The organism is Paenibacillus sp. 1_12 (assembly GCF_900114475.1).
Classification (GTDB): Bacteria; Bacillota; Bacilli; order Paenibacillales; family NBRC-103111; genus Paenibacillus_S.
Genome location: NZ_FOTE01000002.1, coordinates 230,072 through 247,536 on the forward strand (window position 1 = coordinate 230,072; position 17,465 = coordinate 247,536).

Consider the following 17,465-nt stretch of genomic DNA (forward strand, 5'->3'; position numbering starts at 1 on the left):
TTTTCAAAAAAACTTACTGCGTAAGCTTCCCTGATGTTTATCCTATTGTAACTCTTATAAGTGTGGAAAATATAGTACAATTTACGAAACATACATGAATTGTTGCCGATAGTATGTTACCTTAAGAAATGGAATTCCACAATCCGCAAATTCGGATATGACAAAGGAGCACTTATGAAAACTACACTATCCCGGTTCATTGCAGTATTAATGCTGGCCATTCCCGGCCTTATTGCTACCTATGGCTTCCTGGCCATGAAAGATGCTTTTTTTGCTCAGTTCGGGGCGATAGAGGCAAACCCTCATATGTTATGGGGAAAATTTACGCTTGGTTTAATTATGTTTCTGGCTGGGGTTGCTTTTCTCGGAGGATGGACTTTTTTTCGTGATCGCAAACGCAATTATGTCGCTCCACGTTTTAAGGTTAAGCGCAAACGCCCTTAAACCAGGAAAACATCGCATAAGCCATTACTAGTAAGCGCCTATCTATGGCTCCATTTATCTGCTGGCTTTCTCTTTACTTCGACCCAGTAAATCGAACCAGAGCAGCAGCCGATTGGCTTCAATCCATTGCGAAACCGAGGAACGCCACGCCATTATATGCAGAACCAGCAACAATACAATCAAAATAGCCTGCAGCTGCCAGGCTGATCCAAGGACTACCCAGCAGCCAAGTGCAAAACCAAGCACATTCGCTCCTGCATCCCCAATCATGAGTTCTGCCCGCAGGTCCGGTCCCAGCAGTATACCAGCACCAATGTAGACAGGCAATACATAAGGGGCTAGCTTCATTGCAGTTTGTAGAAGCTCACCTATATGAAATTGTCCACTTATAGCGATTGCACTCAGCTGGACAAACGTCCCAGCAGCAGTAATCATAAAGAAGCCTTTGAGCGCACGACCTGGACGCACATCCAACAAATTAATTCCATTGGTCATCAATCCGAGTAAGATCAAGTCAGCACAAAGTTGCCACCAAGAGTCGCTGGACAATCCGCTGACAAAAAGCAGAGCCGCTATTCCTGTTAAAATGGCTTTTAACAAACCTGTACTGCAAATCTGCTTTTCCTTCCAGAGCAGCCAATGACCCTTTAACCCTTTTATCATCTTGTCACCGATAGCATCATCTGCAAAACCCGCCAGCGCAACCACGCTCATCGCGGCGGTATAGCTTAAAAAGGATACCTGATTAAAGGCAGTCAGTTCCTTCTGTCCACGAAAAAAACTTGCCAGCCCATTCATCATCATTGTATTTACTAATACAAGCAGCCAAATAAGCAGCCCGCAGCCCGTTGCAATTATTTGCCCTTTATAGTTTGGCCGGAGCATTCCATGATTCATCATAAATCTCCTAATCATAGACAGCCATCGACGCCCCAGCCACCAGAGCAGCGATACCCACAACAACAGCCAAACCGTTGTCAGCATATCGGATACCAGTAACGTTCCCAAAGAGTTCGACCCACCGCGTAAAATTGCTGTCCACGATGCAGCCAGCCCCGCAGATCCCGACCACTTTCTCGATGTGAGAAAGACACCTCCCTTTCCTGAATACGGTACCCGAGCCTCACAGCGTCGATCGTTAGACCCACTTCCACTCCGAAGCCTTTACCAACACGTCCTATCTGCTTCATGACATCACTGCGAACAGCTCTTTGACCTGACAAAGGAGCCGTCGGAGTAAATCCAGACAACTGATACACGCCTAGCTGCGCCAAACGCTTGACCATCCCGAAACCTCCGAGTTTGACGGGTTTAGGCAGTCTGGCAATAACCATATCCGCCTGATCCCCCCAGACAGGCTCTACAATCACAGGAAAGCTTGCTGCTGATGAACCCAAATCTGCATCCAGAAACACAAGAATACTTCCTCTCGCCATTCTTAGTCCTGTATTCAGAGCTGCTCCTTTACCATAAGAACGTGGATGTGTGACGATGATATCTGCCCACGGCGCGGCTGCATCGTAGGTGTGATCGCTGCTTCCATCATCAACAACAATAATCTCAGCGGTTTCCGCCCTAATGAAATCGTATGCAGAATTCGTCTGACGGCTTGTCCATAATCGTATGCCAGTACGAATGGCTTGAAGCGTTTCACCGATGAGTTTCTCTTCGTTACAAGCTGGCACGATAATCGAAATCCCCTTATATACGTGCTGATTGGTCACTTCACCCATCCCAGAAGCCTCCTATACAAGCGCTGCCAGATGCGCTCTTTTTCAACTGGGATTAAGCAGTGAAAGCCTTTAGCGTCAGTCAGCTTGCTTCCAACCTTGATTCGGACAAGCATCGAACTGCCCATACCGAGTCGTCCCTTTTTCATAAAATCAAACATATGGCTGTGCGTACCGACTGCTATAATGGATTCACAATCGTGATCATAGGCTAATAAAAGCGCCATATCCTCACTCGTTCCACAGGCTGGAAGCGTGATCGCATGAAGGCCCAATGCCAGCAGCCTGCCCATACCCGGTGCTGTCCCATCTGAATAGGCTTGTACAACCAGCTCGGCCCCGCAATGCAGTGCTGAGTCAGACACACTATCCATGTCTCCGACAATAAGGTCAGGCATATAACCCTGATCTAGTAAAGCATCCGCTCCCCCATCAACTCCAATAAGCACGGGATGATGCTTGTGAATATAGCTATGAAGCGCCTTCAAGTCACCAATATAATGATCCCCGCGAATTACGATAAGTACGGGACGACCTTCCAACTTCGTTTTCATGGCATTGCAGCGCAGCGGCTTCAGAATTCGCTCCTTTTCCAAAGCGGCAAAAGTAAGTGTATTATCCATAAAAATACTCAGTTGTTCTTGCATACAGCTTAACGCCTTGTGATAATATAAAAACCATTGCTCTTTAGTAAATCGTTCACAAGGGAGCACATGATTCTCAATGACAATACCGGCTTCTGTTAATAGCAGCTCACTGCGATTAGGGATATAGGGCAGCCACATTGGCTCTATTTGAACAATAGCTATACCCTTGTCTAGCAACAGCAGTGGCCCCCGTACGGGAACTGTACCCGACATTATAGGACCCGCGTTCACGATTAATTTCACGTTAGCACGGATCAATCCTTCAGCAGCCAGCTCATCCATATCCATATGGTGAATCACTGCTATCATGCCGGGCTCAATATTTCGCATAAGCTGTTTTGTTCGTCTATCAACTTGTGTAATCCCCTTAATATGGCCTGTTACAGGTTCCCCTTTTCTAATTGCCATTGGCATGCACTCCGCTTCTTTAGCTCTAGTTCCCTCTATTTTGGGTCAGAACGCGCCATATCATGCATGAATCCGTTTTTTTATAAAAAAAGCCCGGGTATTGTGATATGTATCCTACTTAACGGACATATCTTTACCCAGACTATCTCTTGTTACCTATGTTGTTACTAATTAGCTTTTATAGATGCAAACTGCCTTCAAACCAATCCTTATAGGCCGTATCTGGAACTATATGCAGGATGTAATCTATGATCGAGGATTTTTCCTCCGGTTTAAACTGATACTTACAGTCGAGTCCATTAAAAAGCAGCTTGAGTCCTAATGATGTTCCATCCTTATGAAACATAATCTGAATAACATAGAGCTCATCAGGCTCATCATCAAACCGGCAACCCATGTCTATCTCTATAGACTGTTCAGACTCATTTTCGAATTCACAATAGTCGAATTTCATTATTTTCTCCCGTCTACAGGGTTTTACGTACAAATGCGCTTCATTTTCCTACATTAAACGCTTAGTTCCTATGCTATACTGTTGATTATCTGAACGCAAGTACCCAATGCTTTCAAAATTCTTACCTTGGTTGGTTAAGCGTACTTCTTTTTATTGAATTCTTCTTAATCCAGCAAGAATTCTCCATCTAATGTATAACTTAGATAGCGCGCCATCGATGTTTTCACTCTCTTTAAGCCTAACTTACGATAAAAATCTTCATTACCTGTTGTTGCAATCAATTGAACGCACGAAATTTCTTTCAAATTAACTAAAATGTTTTCCATTATCTTTCTGCCTATGCCCAATTTTTGATACTCTGGATGTACGACAACATCACAAACAGACGCATTAAATACACCATCAGAAATCGCCCTGCCGAAACCAACTATACGGTTATTTATGGTTGCAATTGCAACTAAATGACTGGCTTCAAATACCTTTCTTGTTGTTTCACTTGAACGTTTTGTCCAACCTACCAAATGAAGTATTTCATCAACTTCGTTCCAATTCACATTTGATAAGTCGTTTTGTAGGATGACTTTCATCGCTCAACCTCCAATATAAGCGTTTAATGAACGGTTCCAATAAAAGAGACAAACTTTTCAGTGGACTTATGATACTCTGGTGAATCTTTTGGTAATAAACCACAAGCATATTCAACTGTTACTGAATAACCAAACAAAACCTTTTTCGTATCAATTACTCCACAACCCTTACAATTCACACCGCAACCATCGAGAATACCTTTTTGGCTTGCTTGAAATGAACCTATTGCCCTAAATTGCGCAAATGTGTTTGTCATCCATGGACACCAACAAATCAATGCGATAGAAATTAATATTCCTATAAAAATCCGTTCGTGTTTATCCATTGTCTTTGCTCAACCCGGACCTTTGGAGATCTAGGTTAAAGACCTCTTGTGATTTAACTTTAGAATAACCAATGCGTTCATAAAACTGATGCGCTTCAACTCTATGCCCTCCTGAACGCACTCTCACCACATTATATTCCTTCTGTTTTGCCCATTCTTCGCAGCTTCTCATAAGCTGTTCACCAATTCCCTTACGCCTGTGCTGGTGATGGACTACCAATCCACCAATTTCAGCGAAGTCAGGGCTTTCGATTAGATGCCTTCCATGAACATGAGCCCAGCCAGCAACCATACCATCTATTTCCATAACGAATATAGCATTATCATCATCTTTCAATAGTTTTATGAGACGTTCTATAATTTGATCTTCTGAAGCCACATAGCCCAGTTGATTTGACAATTCAGCTATTTGCGAAGCGTCAGATGTTGCAGCAATCCGTATATGCATGTATGTTATTCACTCCTTCTATAAATCGTTTGGTTGCAGCACTTTCAACTTATCTATACCATTAGTTACCTAGATGTTTATATAGCCACGCCTTTGATTTCTCTAGCATTCCAAGAGTTATTTGATGGTTCACCTTAGAATATTCAACTAATTGTAGATAATCCGAGGATATGTGATAAGGCATCATTGCATTCATAAAATATCTTTGGCTTTCAATAGGAATGGTAGTATCTTCCTTACCATGTAGTAATAATAAAGCTCTATTACCATTAAAATCTAAATGGTGAGCAGGGTCATACTCTTCTAGTAAAATCCTTTCATTTGAACTCATAGAATTCCTTCCATCCATCTCACGGAATAATTCCTCACATTTAATCCAGGCACAGGAGCCGTTTATAACTATCGCAGACTGTACTCGGGACACTCTTGAAAAAACACTTGCGGCAATAAAACCACCTGTTGAGTGACCCACAATGCCGATATTCTCATCAGTTAAGGATAACTCAGACACTATTTCTTCTGCTTCCTTCACACCTTGTAAAACAACAATCCAAAAATATTGTTGTAATACTAAAGTGTCAAAATAGTTGAGTCTACCCCGTTCTCCATGATATGGCAATTCAGGTAAAATAACCTTATATCCCCAATTTGCTATCAATGACGCAAAAAATACATAATCATATATATTGGATACCCAACCATGATACAAAAGAACTGTGCCCCTCGGTTTGATTGAAGGGTTTATTTGTACACATGGTATACCAGCTATATTGCAGTTTTTGTAATTGTCCATATAATGCTCACTTTCTTAAACGCTCCATATACAATCCTCTGGTTTCTTATCAAACAAAAATCCACGAAACACCGTTGTTCTTAATTGATGTGTATCAGATCTTTCGAGATATTCAATACGACAACATAAACGTGGCTCCATCCATTGTGTTTTCTGATCTTTAACCTTATGAAATTGCTTTGCCAACTCCAGGAACATTTCCTTTTCATATGGCTTAAAGCCATACTCAACAACACCTACAGGTTTATTTTGAACAGTCCTAAAATTCAATCCAATAACAAGTCCAAACGGTTGGGTTCGGTATCCCAGTATAATAACGTCAATCGTCTTGAAATGCTTTATTTTTAGCCAATCAGGGCTTGTAGTGTCTGGATAGTACTTGGATTCCTTGCGCTTTGCCACAATGCCTTCCATATCACGATCTCTGGTAAAATTAAACAAAGCCTGACCTTGCGCTTCGATATATATGGTGGGCGTTATAATAGATGTTTCAGAGATCATTTCATGCAGCCGCTGTTTCCGCGTCATAAGTGGCTCTTTCAAATGCTCACGATCCGTATATAAAACATCAAATGCTACAAATGTTGCTGGATGTGTATGTACCGCATTTCTGATTCTTAATGAATTACTTAGCCTGACTCGATATGAGAAATCATCAAATACAGGTCTACCCTCACGCAGCACAATACCTTCACAATCCAAAACTGCCGTATGTGCTTTTATAGCCTTAGACGCTTCCATTAACTCTGGAAACTTGTCGGTAACGATGTTGCCGTTACGTGTGTATGCTTCTATTCGTTCTCCTTGCTTATGTAGAAGTATTCTCCATCCATCCCACTTTGGCTCAAAGATAAACATTTCATCGTCGAATGGCTCACTGCCTACGCTTACGATCATTGGTTTAATTGGTGTAAAAAGCATCTTGTTTCACCTCTTACACTATTCTAACCATGTTCATCTTTCAGAAAACTTAGTTAGAAATGACAATTATAAAAGTAGAAATGCTATTTTATTCATTAAATTTAGATGGATCTTCAACATAACTTTCTATAATAAAACCACAATTCACACAAATAGAATGTATGATAGGTGAACCAAATTTAAAGAAACCTTTTACAGGGGTAACTACTGCGTAGCCAGCTTGCCTACCTTTTCCTATTTCCTTGCCTCCACATTTAGGACATTGAGTCTCCATATTAACCATAATTCAATCCCTCGTTTGGTAAATTTTTTTTAATCCTTCACTGGTTCTAAGATGATGGCTAACACAGACACTTCAAGCACCATCAATATTTATTGTCAAATCATTGTTTCTGTGGCTTAAATCAAGTAAGCAATTATTCTAAGTTCTATTATACAATGAATTACCAATTTCAGTAGGGAAAACTCGTTTTAAACAAGCTGATCAAGAGTAAATGGGAGCTTTACGAGTTACCCTCTTATTTTCTCTGAAGGATAAAGAAAAAAGGTATCTCATTGAGATACCAACAGGAATAATCGTTGAACCCTGAACCATCATAGGAGCTGCATCAATTGTTGTAAGCACATTGTTATATAACAACAATTTAAGCCATCCTGTACCAACATGATTAAGTTTTACTTGGAAATATAGAAAGCATTATTTTCCAATTTAGTTGTAAGTCCAAATTCTTCAACAGCAAAATTCCAAGTCATAGGAAAGTAAGTTACATCATTTAAGACTAAAATCGGATACTCCTCATTCCCATTGTCAAGCCAGTCATCATTTACAAAGATATTGAAATCAGGCATTTTAGCGTATAACTTATCAGTTGGAACACCGCTATCAAAACTTAGTTTACCTGCTTTATTACTTGTCTTCCGAATGGAAAACCCCACTTCATCATCCCAATTTGTTTCTAAGCCCAATGCTTGTGTGAAATTATATGTCATTGGAAAGTAAGTAATATCCTTATATTCAAATACTGGATATTTGGATGTATTACTAAAAACTTGCTGATTATTGACATATACTTTATAAGCTGGAATGGTAACTTTCAATTGACCAGCTGGAACGACTTCTTTCGGAGGTGCAGATGCAGGTTTAGAGCTTGAATTACTAGAAGATGAAGACCCACTAGAACCTGAGCTTGAACTACCTCCGCTTCCATTATGATAATGATATCCTGTACACAATCCCTTTTTAACTGATGCAGCAGAACAATTATGACCACCATTCGAATCTAGTCTACCTGGATGTGCAAATGAAGTTGAAACTATACTGAGAGCAAGTATTGATGTTAAAATGATTATTCTCCCAACTTTCATGGGTATTCACTCCTATATACATAGTAATTATTTCCTATGCTATCCTACCAGATAATAACTATTTATACAATCGTTTCTGAATGTTAAAGCAACCGCTATTATTGGGATGCTCTCTCATTTGAAGGTTCCGTTGATTTAGTTAATTCCTCCCTCTCAAATTTTCCAAATAAAAACCCAATAAATCATTTTGATTTATCGGGTGAGATGGGAATAGTTTATAGGGTTCAAAACAAGTTTATCGGTTTTCATATACTATATGGAATATATATCCATTACACGCAATTCCTTACCATACCTTACTCCTTACCCTTTCAAGACACCTTATGCTCGATTCTGAGTTTATCCGCAACCATCGCAATAAACTCACTATTCGTCGGCTTCGATTTCGAGATATTAATCGTATATCCGAACAGATGTGAAATGCTGTCGATGTTGCCGCGCGTCCAAGCGACCTCAATCGCGTGGCGGATGGCACGTTCTACGCGGCTGGGTGTTGTTTTGTATTTTTCGGCAATTTGTGGGTAGAGGGTTTTTGTGATGGCACCTAATATTTCAATATTATTATAGATGATCGTGATGGCTTCACGCAGGTACTGATAGCCTTTGATATGAGCGGGAACACCAATTTCGTGAATAATGGTTGTAATGTTGGCGTCGAGGTTTTTGCCTTTGGGAAGCTGCACAATGTTGGCTCTTGTGCTTGTGGTGGAGGAAGTAACTGAATTGCTTTGGTTATTAGTGACAAGCTGACGAATTCGACTCGTCAATATTTCCATATCAAACGGCTTTAGTATGTAATAAGATGCACCCAATTGAACTGCCTTTTGCGTAATGTTTTCTTGACCGAAGGCTGTCAACATGATGATCTTGGGTTGCGGATTCAAATTCATATCACGCAGCTTTTCCAGTACGCCCAATCCGTCCAGGTGCGGCATAATAATATCCAGAATAAGGACATCAGGCAGCCGGTTTCCTTCTTCGATCAAACGAAGAACATCATTGCCGTTATATGCTATACCCGAAACATGCATATCGTCCTGCTCATCAATATATTCAGACAGTAGGTTAGTAAATTCTCGGTTGTCGTCAGCCAGCAATACTTCAATCGTTTGCAAAATAGCTTCCTCCTTCAAAATGGGTAAAGATGGATGTTTAATTGTTCTTTAGTATACTTTCGACATGATAAATAAAATTCCTTCTGTCGAAATTTATTTTTCTGGATTTTTTTTTGTATTTATCATATAATTAATATTTTGTTTCAAGAAAGCTAATTGTTCGACACGTTTAGCTAAAAAAACAAGTTCCCCCTTGAGGGAGAACTTTATGAGGCTTTCATCGTTTCATTTACGGTCTGCCGAAGCATGATCCCTGCGTCCTGCAGCATCCATTCAATAAAGCATCCATAACCGCTAGTTGGGTCATTGACAAACACATGAGTAACCGCACCAATGACTTTACCGTTTTGAATAATGGGACTACCGCTCATTCCTTGTACAATACCACCGGTTTTTTCAAGAAGACGCGGATCCGTGACTTTAATTACCATACCTTTTGTTGCTGGGAATTCCTGTTTCGTAACATGCATCACTTCAATATCGAATTTCTCCACCTTTTGCCCACTTACAACCGTGTAGATCTGGGCGGGCCCTTCCTTTACTTCTTCTGAAAAAGCGACGGGCAAGGCTTCTTTGGAAAAGCTGTGATCGGGCAGCTCACTCATTTGACCAAAAATTCCGAAAGACGTGTTTTTTTCGATGTTACCTAGCACCTTACTTTCCTTGGAAAACTGTGCCCTTTTTTCTCCGGGTTCACCATTTTGGCTTTTGGAAATCGAGGTCACATTGGAATGAACAATCTCTCCTGTACCGACTGCAATTGGTGTTTGAGTATCCATGTCAGTGATGACATGCCCTAGTGCTCCATATACCCCTTGATCCGGTGCATAGAAAGTCAGAGTCCCTACCCCAGCCGCTGAGTCGCGGATATACAAGCCCAGTCGATACGTTTTATCCACAACATCGTATGCTGGCTGCATGCTCAGTTCGAGAACTTCATTATTTCGCTTCACCGTCAAGACAATAGGCTTCTTACTTTCACCTGCTTCAGTTACCAGTTCGGAAACCTTGGACACATCGGTAATGGGTTTACCATTCAGCTTGACAATCAAATCGCCCAATTGGATGCGGGCATCCTCACCAGGTGAAACCTTCTTTTCGTCTGCTATCGTCACCAAATGATGACCAACAACAAGAACACCTGCCGACTTTAACTTCACTCCGATGGTATGTCCACCAGGAATAACCTTGAGGTCAGGCACAACATTGACCTTGACGGTTTTGAGTGGAATCTTGCCAAAAAGCTTCAGTGTAAGCTCAGCCTGACCTGCTTTGTAAGATTCCAAAGAAATAGGATGATGAAGATCCACTTGAAATGAGTGCTTAGTCGATCCATTAACCTTCACAATGTCCGGATCATTCACGCTCACCTGGGCGCTAACAGGCATCGCCAGTTGAAGACTGGCCTGCTGACCTGTGAACAGCCTTAGTTCTTCTGGAAATGAGGCAAAGCTTTGGAAGGGTGTGGACAGGCTACCCAGACAAACGAAGAAGATAAGCATCAATCCAATCAATCTTTTTCTCCGGTTGGAACTCATGGTGTCACGCTCCCTTGCTTCCTGTGCACGAGCGGCAATCGTAATGACTCACCGCTTAATGCGTACCCTTAAGGTATCCCCACACCATTCGTTTTATAAGTGAAAATGATCCCACACTTGGGGCTACAAACTTCCTTTCTTGACATCTGCCAAATCCAGCATTTCTTGAGCATGCTGCAAGGTCGTACCGGTGACCTCTACACCACCAAGCATACGCGCCAATTCATGAATTCGTCCTTCAGCAGATAAATCGTCCACATGGGTAAAGGTTCGTTTACCATCATTTGTTTTGTGAATAAGGTAATGAGCATCGGCCATGCAGGCTACTTGCGGAAGGTGTGTAATAGAGAATACTTGACAATCACGCGATAGCCGCGACATTTTCTCTGCAATCGCTTGTGCTGCACGTCCGCTTACTCCGGTATCCACTTCATCAAATACGAGCACCGGGATACGATCGACTCGGGCAAAAATCGATTTTAAAGCAAGCATCACTCTGGAGATTTCACCACCGGATGCGATTTTACTCAAGGAGCGTAAAGGTTCGCCTGGATTTGCTGAAATTAGAAACTCCACTTCGTCGGCACCATTTAAACTGCATGCCTCTTCATTGAATTTAATTTGGACTTTAAATTGTGTTTTTTCCATATGGAGATCTCGAAGCTCAGCCACAATTTCGCCAGCCAGCTTGTCCGCTACCTGTTGTCTCTTCTCCGAAAGAATCTTCGCGTGCTTACGCAAAATTTGAATGGCCTGGTTCTCCTGTTTTTGGAGCTCTTGCAGCTTTTCGTCTTTATTTTCAATCATATCCAGCTCATGCTTAACTTTTTTCAAATATTCAAGAATGTCTGCAATACTTTCTCCGTATTTGCGCCGAAGGGATGCCATGGTGTGTAAGCGCTGTTCAATAAATTCAAGCCTTGTTGGGTTGAATTCAATGTCATCCCGATAATCGCGCAGCTGGTAAGCAGCGTCTTCGAGCTGATAATAAGCACTCTGGACCTGCTCCAGAACAGGTTGCAGCTTCACTGGATCCAAAGTAGCAATATCCTCAATTTTTTGCATGACTTTACTTATTGTTGTAAGTCCTGCGCCTGCCCCGCTTAAGGAATCGTAAGAATCCGCAGCGTTTTGGTACAACTTTTCCGCATTCGCTAGTATGCGTTTTTCTTCAAGTAATGATTCATCCTCGCCCAATTTTAATTGAGCTGAGCTGATTTCTTCAACCTGAAAGCGATACAGGTCGAGCATCTGCAGCGATTTTTTGCTCGTTTCCTCAAGCTCTTTCAAGCTTTTGCGAATACCGCTATAGGTTTGATAAGCTTTTCCATACTCACTTTTTAAAGGACCGATCTCGACCTCACCAAATAAATCGAGCCAATTGATATGCTCATCTACATCAAACAACGATTGATGCTCATGCTGACCATGTATGTTCACAAGCCAGGCTCCCACGGATTTCAATCCAGCCAGATTAACCATCTGTCCATTAATGCGGCTTGTGCTTTTACCTTGTGCTGTGATTTCGCGACGAATAATCAAGTGCTCTTCGGAATCGGCTTCAATGCCGAGCTCCTCTAATGTTGTCCACACCGGGTGGCCCGCCTCAATATGAAATAAAGCTTCAATGGAGGACTTATCACTCCCGTATCGAACCAAATCAGCAGAGCTTCTTCCACCTGCTATTAGAGTTAAAGCGTCAATAATAATGGATTTACCTGCTCCCGTTTCACCCGTAAGGACATGAAACCCTTTACGAAAGTGAAGGTGAACCGATTCTATAACAGCTAAGTTGCGTATTGTCATTTCTAGCAGCATCGTCATCTCTCCCTGTTAGCTAAGCATGGATAAAATTTGATTTACCACCTTGCTGCTCTGTTCTTTACCGCGGCAAATCATCAATATGGTATCATCGCCACAGATTGTTCCCATAATTTCTGGCCACTCGAGGCTATCGATTAAGGAACCAATGGCATTGGCCGTTCCTGGAAGGCTTTTTAATACCACAAGATTATCCGTATAATCGATATGTACAAAATGATCATTCAAGGCTCTTTTTAAGCGGTGCAAGGGATTATAACGCTGATCGGCTGGAACCGAATATTTGTAGCGTCCATCATCCAATGGAACCTTGATTAAATGTAATTCCTTGATATCCCGTGAAATCGTCGCTTGTGTAACTGCATAACCTGCACTTTTTAATCGATCAACCAGTTCATCCTGAGTTTCAACTTCATTATTCGCAATAATTTCGCGTATTTTGATATGTCGTTGGCCTTTCATTTCTATACCTCATCCTCGTTGTCTATTTGAAATCGGATACACTGTATCCTATGCTGCTGCGGATCCACATAAAGAACTCCTGAAGTTTGCGGATACAATAAATGAAATGCAAGCAGATGATCACGTATGGAGCTGCCTGTTGTTTCCATAGGCTTGCGTTCTTTGGCTACCTTCACGGTAAAATACACACCGTCCTGCTCTACAAAGTAATCAATGAACAAACGGCTGTGCAAGGGCTCCCCATCATTAATCGTAATGTGAATGGGAATACGTTGTTTGCCGCTAATGACCTTGTATCCATTTTCCTCAAGCAAACGTGTGACTTCATCCGATGATACAGGGGTCTCCTCCGGAAGCGTAAGTCCTTCACTCTCACTTTCCATAGTGCCCTTCATTCGATTGCGAATATACAGGAATATCCAAAAACCCGCTATAAGAATTATCAAAATGATGACCAAGCCATCTCCACTTTGCATCCCATTCACCTCAATGGTAAGTATTCGAGAAATCTCAACCAATATCCTCCAAAAAAACAAAAAACTCATCCGCCAGATGAGTTTTGAAGCTTTTGTGCATCGATGACTACTTGCTGAATCCACTCGTCTTTGAGTTGTGATGATACGATTGATTCGGGTGCTGCTGATTGAAAATAGGCGAGAAATTCAACGTTGCCCTCACCACCGCGTATTGGAGAAAAGGTAAGCCCCTGCAAATAAAATCCAGCTTCCTCCGCAAACCCAAGTACAGTTTGAAGCACTTCCGTATGCACAGACGGGTCTCGCACAACCCCTGTCTTGGGAACCTTCTCACGCCCCGCCTCAAACTGCGGCTTGATCAAAGCAACTACCGAACCATGCTCAGATAAAATGCTTTTTAACGGGGGCAGGATGAGCTTTAAGGAAATAAAAGAGACATCAATCGAAGCAAAGGCAGGCTGCGGCCCAACTAAATCCTCTGGCTTCATAAAACGAAAATTGGTTCGTTCCATCACCTTCACCTGGGGATGACTGCGCATGGACCAATCCAATTGATTATAGCCGACATCCACTGCATACACATAAGCTGCTCCATGCTGCAGTGCACAATCGGTAAAGCCACCGGTGGAGGCTCCAATATCCAGCATGGTAACGCCATTCAGATCGATATTAAACAGCTTTAAAGCCTTTTCCAGTTTCAATCCGCCTCTACTTACATAGGGATGGATCGCACCTTTAACAAGGATTCTGGAGCTTCTATGCACCTTCGTGCCTGCCTTATCGATCGGCTCCTCATCCACCTGAACAAGTCCAGCCATAATGGACGCTTTTGCTTTTTCCCGTGTCAGGAAAAAGCCTTGCTCCACAAGTAATATATCTAATCGTTCTTTATCTGCTGCCATGCTGAAGTTATTCCCACTTTCTGCCGAGATGATTCAAGCATGCTGCCGTTTGCGCGGCATTAATGCTTTTACCTCGGATACAAGCCGTTCTGCAGTAAGTCCTACTTCCTGACGCTGTTCCTTTACCGATCCATGCTCGACAAAATAATCGGGAACGCCGAGGATTTTGATTTGCAGACCATGGCGATTTTGATTCGCATAAAACTCGAGCACTCCACTGCCGAAGCCGCCCATTTGCGCGCCTTCCTCCAATGTAATGATAGGTAAGTTCTCCTTGGAGATCTGAAGCAGCATAGCTTCATCCATAGGCTTGATAAACCGTGCGTTAACGACCCGAAGCTGTAACCCGTCCTTGTTTAGCTGCTCTGCAGCTTCAAGTGCAATAGCAATCATAGGTCCTACTGCCAGCACAACCGCACTGTCTCCCGGTCTTAGCACTTCCCAGGTACCGATAGGAATCGCTTTTAACGGCTCATCCATAGGTACGCCGAGTCCATTAGCCCGAGGGTAACGAACAGCGATAGGACCTTCGTCGTAGTCAACTGCGGTTTTAAGCATGTGCCGCAGCTCATTTTCATCCTTAGGCATCATTAGCACCATATTTGGAATACTGCGCAAATAAGCTATGTCGTACACACCATGGTGGGTTTCACCATCATCTCCAACAAAACCTGCGCGATCAATTGCAAATATAACATTAAGATTGGCACGGCATATATCATGAACAACCTGATCATAGGCTCTTTGCAAAAATGTAGAGTATACGGCAAATACAGGCTTCATACCTTCACTTGCCAGTCCTGCACAGAAAGTAGCCGCGTGCTGTTCTGCAATTCCAACATCAATCATCCGTTTTGGAAATTGAGCTGCGAATTTCAACAAGCCTGAGCCACCCGGCATCGCAGGAGTAACAGCCATAATTCTTAAATCCTGCTCAGCCAGCTCAATCAGCGTATTCCCAAAAACATCCGTATACATGGGATGACCAACTGCCTTTAGCATTTTACCGGATTCAACCTTATAAGGTCTAACTCCATGCCAAGTAAAGGAATCTGCTTCTGCTGGCAGATAGCCTTTTCCTTTTAGTGTCAACACATGCACCATAACCGGACCTTCAACCTTTTCTGCTTGCTTCAAGGTTTCCAGCAGCAGTGGAAGATTGTGTCCGTCCACCGGTCCCAGATAGGTAAATCCCAATTCCTCAAAGATGACTCCGGATACCAGCATATATTTCAAGCTGTCTTTCAGCTTTTCCATAGTCTTAGCCAGCGTCCCGCCGATTGCCGGGATTTTCTTCAATAAATATTCGACTTCTTCTTTTGCTTTTACATAATTCTTATCGGAACGAATTTTGCCTAAATAATTATGCATCGCACCTACATTAGGAGCTATCGACATTTCATTGTCGTTCAAGATAACCATCATGTTCTTCTTCTCGTGGCCAATGTGATTCATGGCTTCAAAAGCCATACCACCAGTCAGAGCACCGTCCCCGATAATGGCGATGATCTTGTTATCCTCACCTTTCAGATCACGGGCTACTGCCATGCCCATGGCTGCTGATAGGGAAGTACTGCTGTGTCCAGCCTCCCAGACGTCATGCTCGCTTTCCGAGCGCTTGACAAAACCACACAATCCTTTGTATTTACGTAAGGTATCAAACTGATCCATACGTCCAGTAAACATTTTATGCACATAGGATTGATGTCCCACATCAAAAATAAACTTGTCTGTAGGGCTATTGTATAGATAATGAAGAGCTATCGTCAGTTCGACAACTCCCAGATTAGAAGAAAGATGACCACCAGTTAACGAAAGCTTTTCAACTAAAAACTGCCTCGTTTCCTCAGCAAGCATTTCTAATTGTTCTATCGTCAGGTGCTTCAAGTCTTGTGGTTGATTGATATGTTCTAGCAGCACGCTTGTTCCCCCGCTTTCCTGTTTGGACTGTTGCGTATAACAAACACCCCAACCGCAGGAGTGAATAAGCAATCTATCCCACTAAACGTATGATTTATTATAGCATAGTTGATGATAGGTGCTCAATTGTAAGATCATACGGAATATACAGCCTGAAGTGCGTGTTCAAAAAGTCAATTTTTCGAACACCCTCTATTAAGATCATCTGTCTCTTTGCACAATAAAATCAGCAAGCTCCAAAAGTCTTGCTGAATATGGGAACCCAGCATTTATGATCGCCTGCTTGCCTTGTTCAACGAGCTCATTCATTTTGGCTTGTGAGGCTTCAATGCCTACAAAATAAGGATAAGTAACTTTTTGCTGCTTCTCATCACTTTTGACCGGCTTGCCCAGTTTCTTCTCATCCCCGACCAAATCGAGAATATCATCCTGAATTTGAAAAGCCAGACCGATATTATAACCGAATTTCTCCAATGCTTGCAGCTGTTTCGGATTGGCGCCTGCCAAATGACCTCCAGCTTTCAAAGAAAACACGATTAAATCGCTTGTCTTGTGAGTATGAATATATTCGAGTTCCTCCAAGCGAGTTAAGCCCTGTTCTCCCTGCATATCTGCTACTTGGCCGCCTACCATGCCGGGTGCGCCTGCCAGCCTGGACAAATCCTCAACAATTTCCAGTACTTGTTCAGCTGGCACCTCATAAATTCGATAAGCCTGAACAACCGAATAAAAAGCATGGGTCAGCAGCGCATCGCCAGACAAAACAGCCATCGCTTCACCATACACCTTATGGTTCGTCAGTTTGCCGCGGCGGTAATCATCATTATCCATCGCAGGTAAATCATCATGTATAAGTGAATAGGTGTGAATCATTTCAACTGCACAAGCAACTGGAATTGCAGACTCCGTGCTGCCATTCAGTGCTTCTACAGCAGCCAACATCAAAATAGGACGGAGGCGTTTGCCACCTGCCATCAATGAATACATCATCGATTCTCTCAATGTCTCTGGAATATTCCATATGCCCGGAATCGATTCGAGCAATTCTGCTTCTATCAGCTCGACTTTTTGCTCCAAGTATTGCTTTATCGTCATTTCGGTGCTCATG

The 17,465-nt window shown here is 42.5% G+C and carries 20 protein-coding genes; 1 reads left to right on the forward strand and 19 read right to left on the reverse strand.

Annotation, left to right across the window (positions count from 1 at the left end):
* Window positions 1-174: 174 nt before the first annotated feature.
* A complete protein-coding gene (locus BM210_RS05115) occupies window positions 175-444 on the forward strand; it encodes a DUF2627 domain-containing protein (protein ID WP_091165213.1) in 270 nt (89 codons plus the stop codon).
* Between the two features lie 54 nt (window positions 445-498).
* Here BM210_RS05115 and BM210_RS05120 read toward each other — a convergent pair whose 3' ends face one another.
* From BM210_RS05120 to BM210_RS05210, 19 genes are all read right to left on the reverse strand, one after another.
* Entirely contained in the window at window positions 499-1,452 is a 954-nt protein-coding gene (locus tag BM210_RS05120) for a hypothetical protein (RefSeq protein WP_143100993.1), read from the reverse strand.
* Window positions 1,422-2,177 (reverse strand): glycosyltransferase family 2 protein, encoded by a 756-nt coding sequence (locus BM210_RS05125; protein ID WP_091165217.1) that lies wholly within the window; start codon window positions 2,175-2,177, stop codon window positions 1,422-1,424. The genes BM210_RS05120 and BM210_RS05125 overlap by 31 nt, the downstream gene beginning before the upstream one ends.
* The gene (gene steA, locus BM210_RS05130) at window positions 2,165-3,229 is read right to left on the reverse strand and encodes a putative cytokinetic ring protein SteA (protein ID WP_091165221.1); all 1,065 of its coding nucleotides are present in this window, start codon (window positions 3,227-3,229) and stop codon (window positions 2,165-2,167) included. Before steA ends, BM210_RS05125 begins: the two co-directional genes overlap by 13 nt.
* Window positions 3,230-3,407: 178 nt before the next feature.
* Window positions 3,408-3,683, reverse strand: a complete 276-nt coding sequence (locus BM210_RS05135) for a hypothetical protein (protein ID WP_091165224.1) — start codon at window positions 3,681-3,683, stop codon at window positions 3,408-3,410.
* A 164-nt stretch (window positions 3,684-3,847) separates the two neighbouring features.
* Window positions 3,848-4,270 (reverse strand): GNAT family N-acetyltransferase, encoded by a 423-nt coding sequence (locus BM210_RS05140; protein WP_091165227.1) that lies wholly within the window; start codon window positions 4,268-4,270, stop codon window positions 3,848-3,850.
* A gap of 23 nt (window positions 4,271-4,293) precedes the next feature.
* Window positions 4,294-4,596 (reverse strand): hypothetical protein, encoded by a 303-nt coding sequence (locus tag BM210_RS05145; RefSeq protein WP_091165228.1) that lies wholly within the window; start codon window positions 4,594-4,596, stop codon window positions 4,294-4,296.
* A complete protein-coding gene (locus BM210_RS05150; RefSeq protein WP_091165230.1) occupies window positions 4,589-5,044 on the reverse strand; it encodes a GNAT family N-acetyltransferase in 456 nt (151 codons plus the stop codon). The genes BM210_RS05145 and BM210_RS05150 overlap by 8 nt, the downstream gene beginning before the upstream one ends.
* Before the next feature lie 61 nt (window positions 5,045-5,105).
* Window positions 5,106-5,753 carry a YqiA/YcfP family alpha/beta fold hydrolase gene (locus tag BM210_RS05155; RefSeq protein WP_177237634.1) on the reverse strand — a complete coding sequence of 216 codons (648 nt, stop codon included), beginning with the start codon at window positions 5,751-5,753 and terminating at the stop codon, window positions 5,106-5,108.
* Between the two features lie 99 nt (window positions 5,754-5,852).
* Window positions 5,853-6,758, reverse strand: a complete 906-nt coding sequence (locus BM210_RS05160; RefSeq protein WP_091165235.1) for an ATP-dependent DNA ligase — start codon at window positions 6,756-6,758, stop codon at window positions 5,853-5,855.
* A gap of 88 nt (window positions 6,759-6,846) precedes the next feature.
* Window positions 6,847-7,041: a transcription initiation factor TFIIIB gene (locus BM210_RS05165; protein ID WP_091165237.1), complete on the reverse strand. Its 195-nt coding sequence runs from the start codon at window positions 7,039-7,041 to the stop codon at window positions 6,847-6,849.
* Between the two features lie 392 nt (window positions 7,042-7,433).
* Complete coding sequence (locus BM210_RS05170; RefSeq protein ID WP_091165239.1) at window positions 7,434-8,123, reverse strand: YHYH domain-containing protein; 690 nt, start codon at window positions 8,121-8,123, stop codon at window positions 7,434-7,436.
* A 311-nt stretch (window positions 8,124-8,434) separates the two neighbouring features.
* On the reverse strand, window positions 8,435-9,238 hold the full coding sequence (spo0A, locus tag BM210_RS05175; protein ID WP_091165241.1) for a sporulation transcription factor Spo0A: 804 nt from the start codon (window positions 9,236-9,238) through the stop codon (window positions 8,435-8,437).
* A gap of 206 nt (window positions 9,239-9,444) precedes the next feature.
* Window positions 9,445-10,776 carry a SpoIVB peptidase gene (spoIVB, locus tag BM210_RS05180; protein ID WP_091165244.1) on the reverse strand — a complete coding sequence of 444 codons (1,332 nt, stop codon included), beginning with the start codon at window positions 10,774-10,776 and terminating at the stop codon, window positions 9,445-9,447.
* 123 nt (window positions 10,777-10,899) lie between these two features.
* Window positions 10,900-12,594 carry a DNA repair protein RecN gene (gene recN / locus BM210_RS05185; RefSeq protein ID WP_091165246.1) on the reverse strand — a complete coding sequence of 565 codons (1,695 nt, stop codon included), beginning with the start codon at window positions 12,592-12,594 and terminating at the stop codon, window positions 10,900-10,902.
* A 15-nt stretch (window positions 12,595-12,609) separates the two neighbouring features.
* Complete coding sequence (gene ahrC, locus BM210_RS05190; RefSeq protein ID WP_091165249.1) at window positions 12,610-13,059, reverse strand: transcriptional regulator AhrC/ArgR; 450 nt, start codon at window positions 13,057-13,059, stop codon at window positions 12,610-12,612.
* Window positions 13,060-13,061: 2 nt separating this feature from the next.
* A complete protein-coding gene (locus BM210_RS05195) occupies window positions 13,062-13,577 on the reverse strand; it encodes a hypothetical protein (RefSeq protein ID WP_256223248.1) in 516 nt (171 codons plus the stop codon).
* A gap of 23 nt (window positions 13,578-13,600) precedes the next feature.
* A complete protein-coding gene (locus BM210_RS05200; protein ID WP_091165251.1) occupies window positions 13,601-14,437 on the reverse strand; it encodes a TlyA family RNA methyltransferase in 837 nt (278 codons plus the stop codon).
* A 33-nt stretch (window positions 14,438-14,470) separates the two neighbouring features.
* Window positions 14,471-16,357 (reverse strand): 1-deoxy-D-xylulose-5-phosphate synthase, encoded by a 1,887-nt coding sequence (dxs, locus tag BM210_RS05205; protein WP_091165254.1) that lies wholly within the window; start codon window positions 16,355-16,357, stop codon window positions 14,471-14,473.
* 201 nt (window positions 16,358-16,558) lie between these two features.
* Window positions 16,559-17,464: a polyprenyl synthetase family protein gene (locus BM210_RS05210; protein ID WP_091165257.1), complete on the reverse strand. Its 906-nt coding sequence runs from the start codon at window positions 17,462-17,464 to the stop codon at window positions 16,559-16,561.
* Window position 17,465: the final 1 nt, after the last annotated feature.

Excerpts from the sequence above, each read along its gene's own strand:
- BM210_RS05115 (WP_091165213.1), top strand. The coding sequence starts at position 175 with ATGAAAACTACACTATCCCGGTTCATTGCAGTATTAATGCTGGCCATT.
- BM210_RS05125 (WP_091165217.1), bottom strand. The coding sequence starts at position 2,177 with ATGGGTGAAGTGACCAATCAGCACGTATATAAGGGGATTTCGATTATC.
- steA (WP_091165221.1), bottom strand. The coding sequence starts at position 3,229 with ATGGCAATTAGAAAAGGGGAACCTGTAACAGGCCATATTAAGGGGATT.
- BM210_RS05135 (WP_091165224.1), bottom strand. The coding sequence starts at position 3,683 with ATGAAATTCGACTATTGTGAATTCGAAAATGAGTCTGAACAGTCTATA.
- BM210_RS05140 (WP_091165227.1), bottom strand. The coding sequence starts at position 4,270 with ATGAAAGTCATCCTACAAAACGACTTATCAAATGTGAATTGGAACGAA.
- BM210_RS05145 (WP_091165228.1), bottom strand. The coding sequence starts at position 4,596 with ATGGATAAACACGAACGGATTTTTATAGGAATATTAATTTCTATCGCA.
- BM210_RS05150 (WP_091165230.1), bottom strand. The coding sequence starts at position 5,044 with ATGCATATACGGATTGCTGCAACATCTGACGCTTCGCAAATAGCTGAA.
- BM210_RS05160 (WP_091165235.1), bottom strand. The coding sequence starts at position 6,758 with ATGCTTTTTACACCAATTAAACCAATGATCGTAAGCGTAGGCAGTGAG.
- BM210_RS05165 (WP_091165237.1), bottom strand. The coding sequence starts at position 7,041 with ATGGTTAATATGGAGACTCAATGTCCTAAATGTGGAGGCAAGGAAATA.
- BM210_RS05170 (WP_091165239.1), bottom strand. The coding sequence starts at position 8,123 with ATGAAAGTTGGGAGAATAATCATTTTAACATCAATACTTGCTCTCAGT.
- spoIVB (WP_091165244.1), bottom strand. The coding sequence starts at position 10,776 with ATGAGTTCCAACCGGAGAAAAAGATTGATTGGATTGATGCTTATCTTC.
- recN (WP_091165246.1), bottom strand. The coding sequence starts at position 12,594 with ATGCTGCTAGAAATGACAATACGCAACTTAGCTGTTATAGAATCGGTT.
- ahrC (WP_091165249.1), bottom strand. The coding sequence starts at position 13,059 with ATGAAAGGCCAACGACATATCAAAATACGCGAAATTATTGCGAATAAT.
- BM210_RS05200 (WP_091165251.1), bottom strand. The coding sequence starts at position 14,437 with ATGGCAGCAGATAAAGAACGATTAGATATATTACTTGTGGAGCAAGGC.
- BM210_RS05210 (WP_091165257.1), bottom strand. The coding sequence starts at position 17,464 with ATGAGCACCGAAATGACGATAAAGCAATACTTGGAGCAAAAAGTCGAG.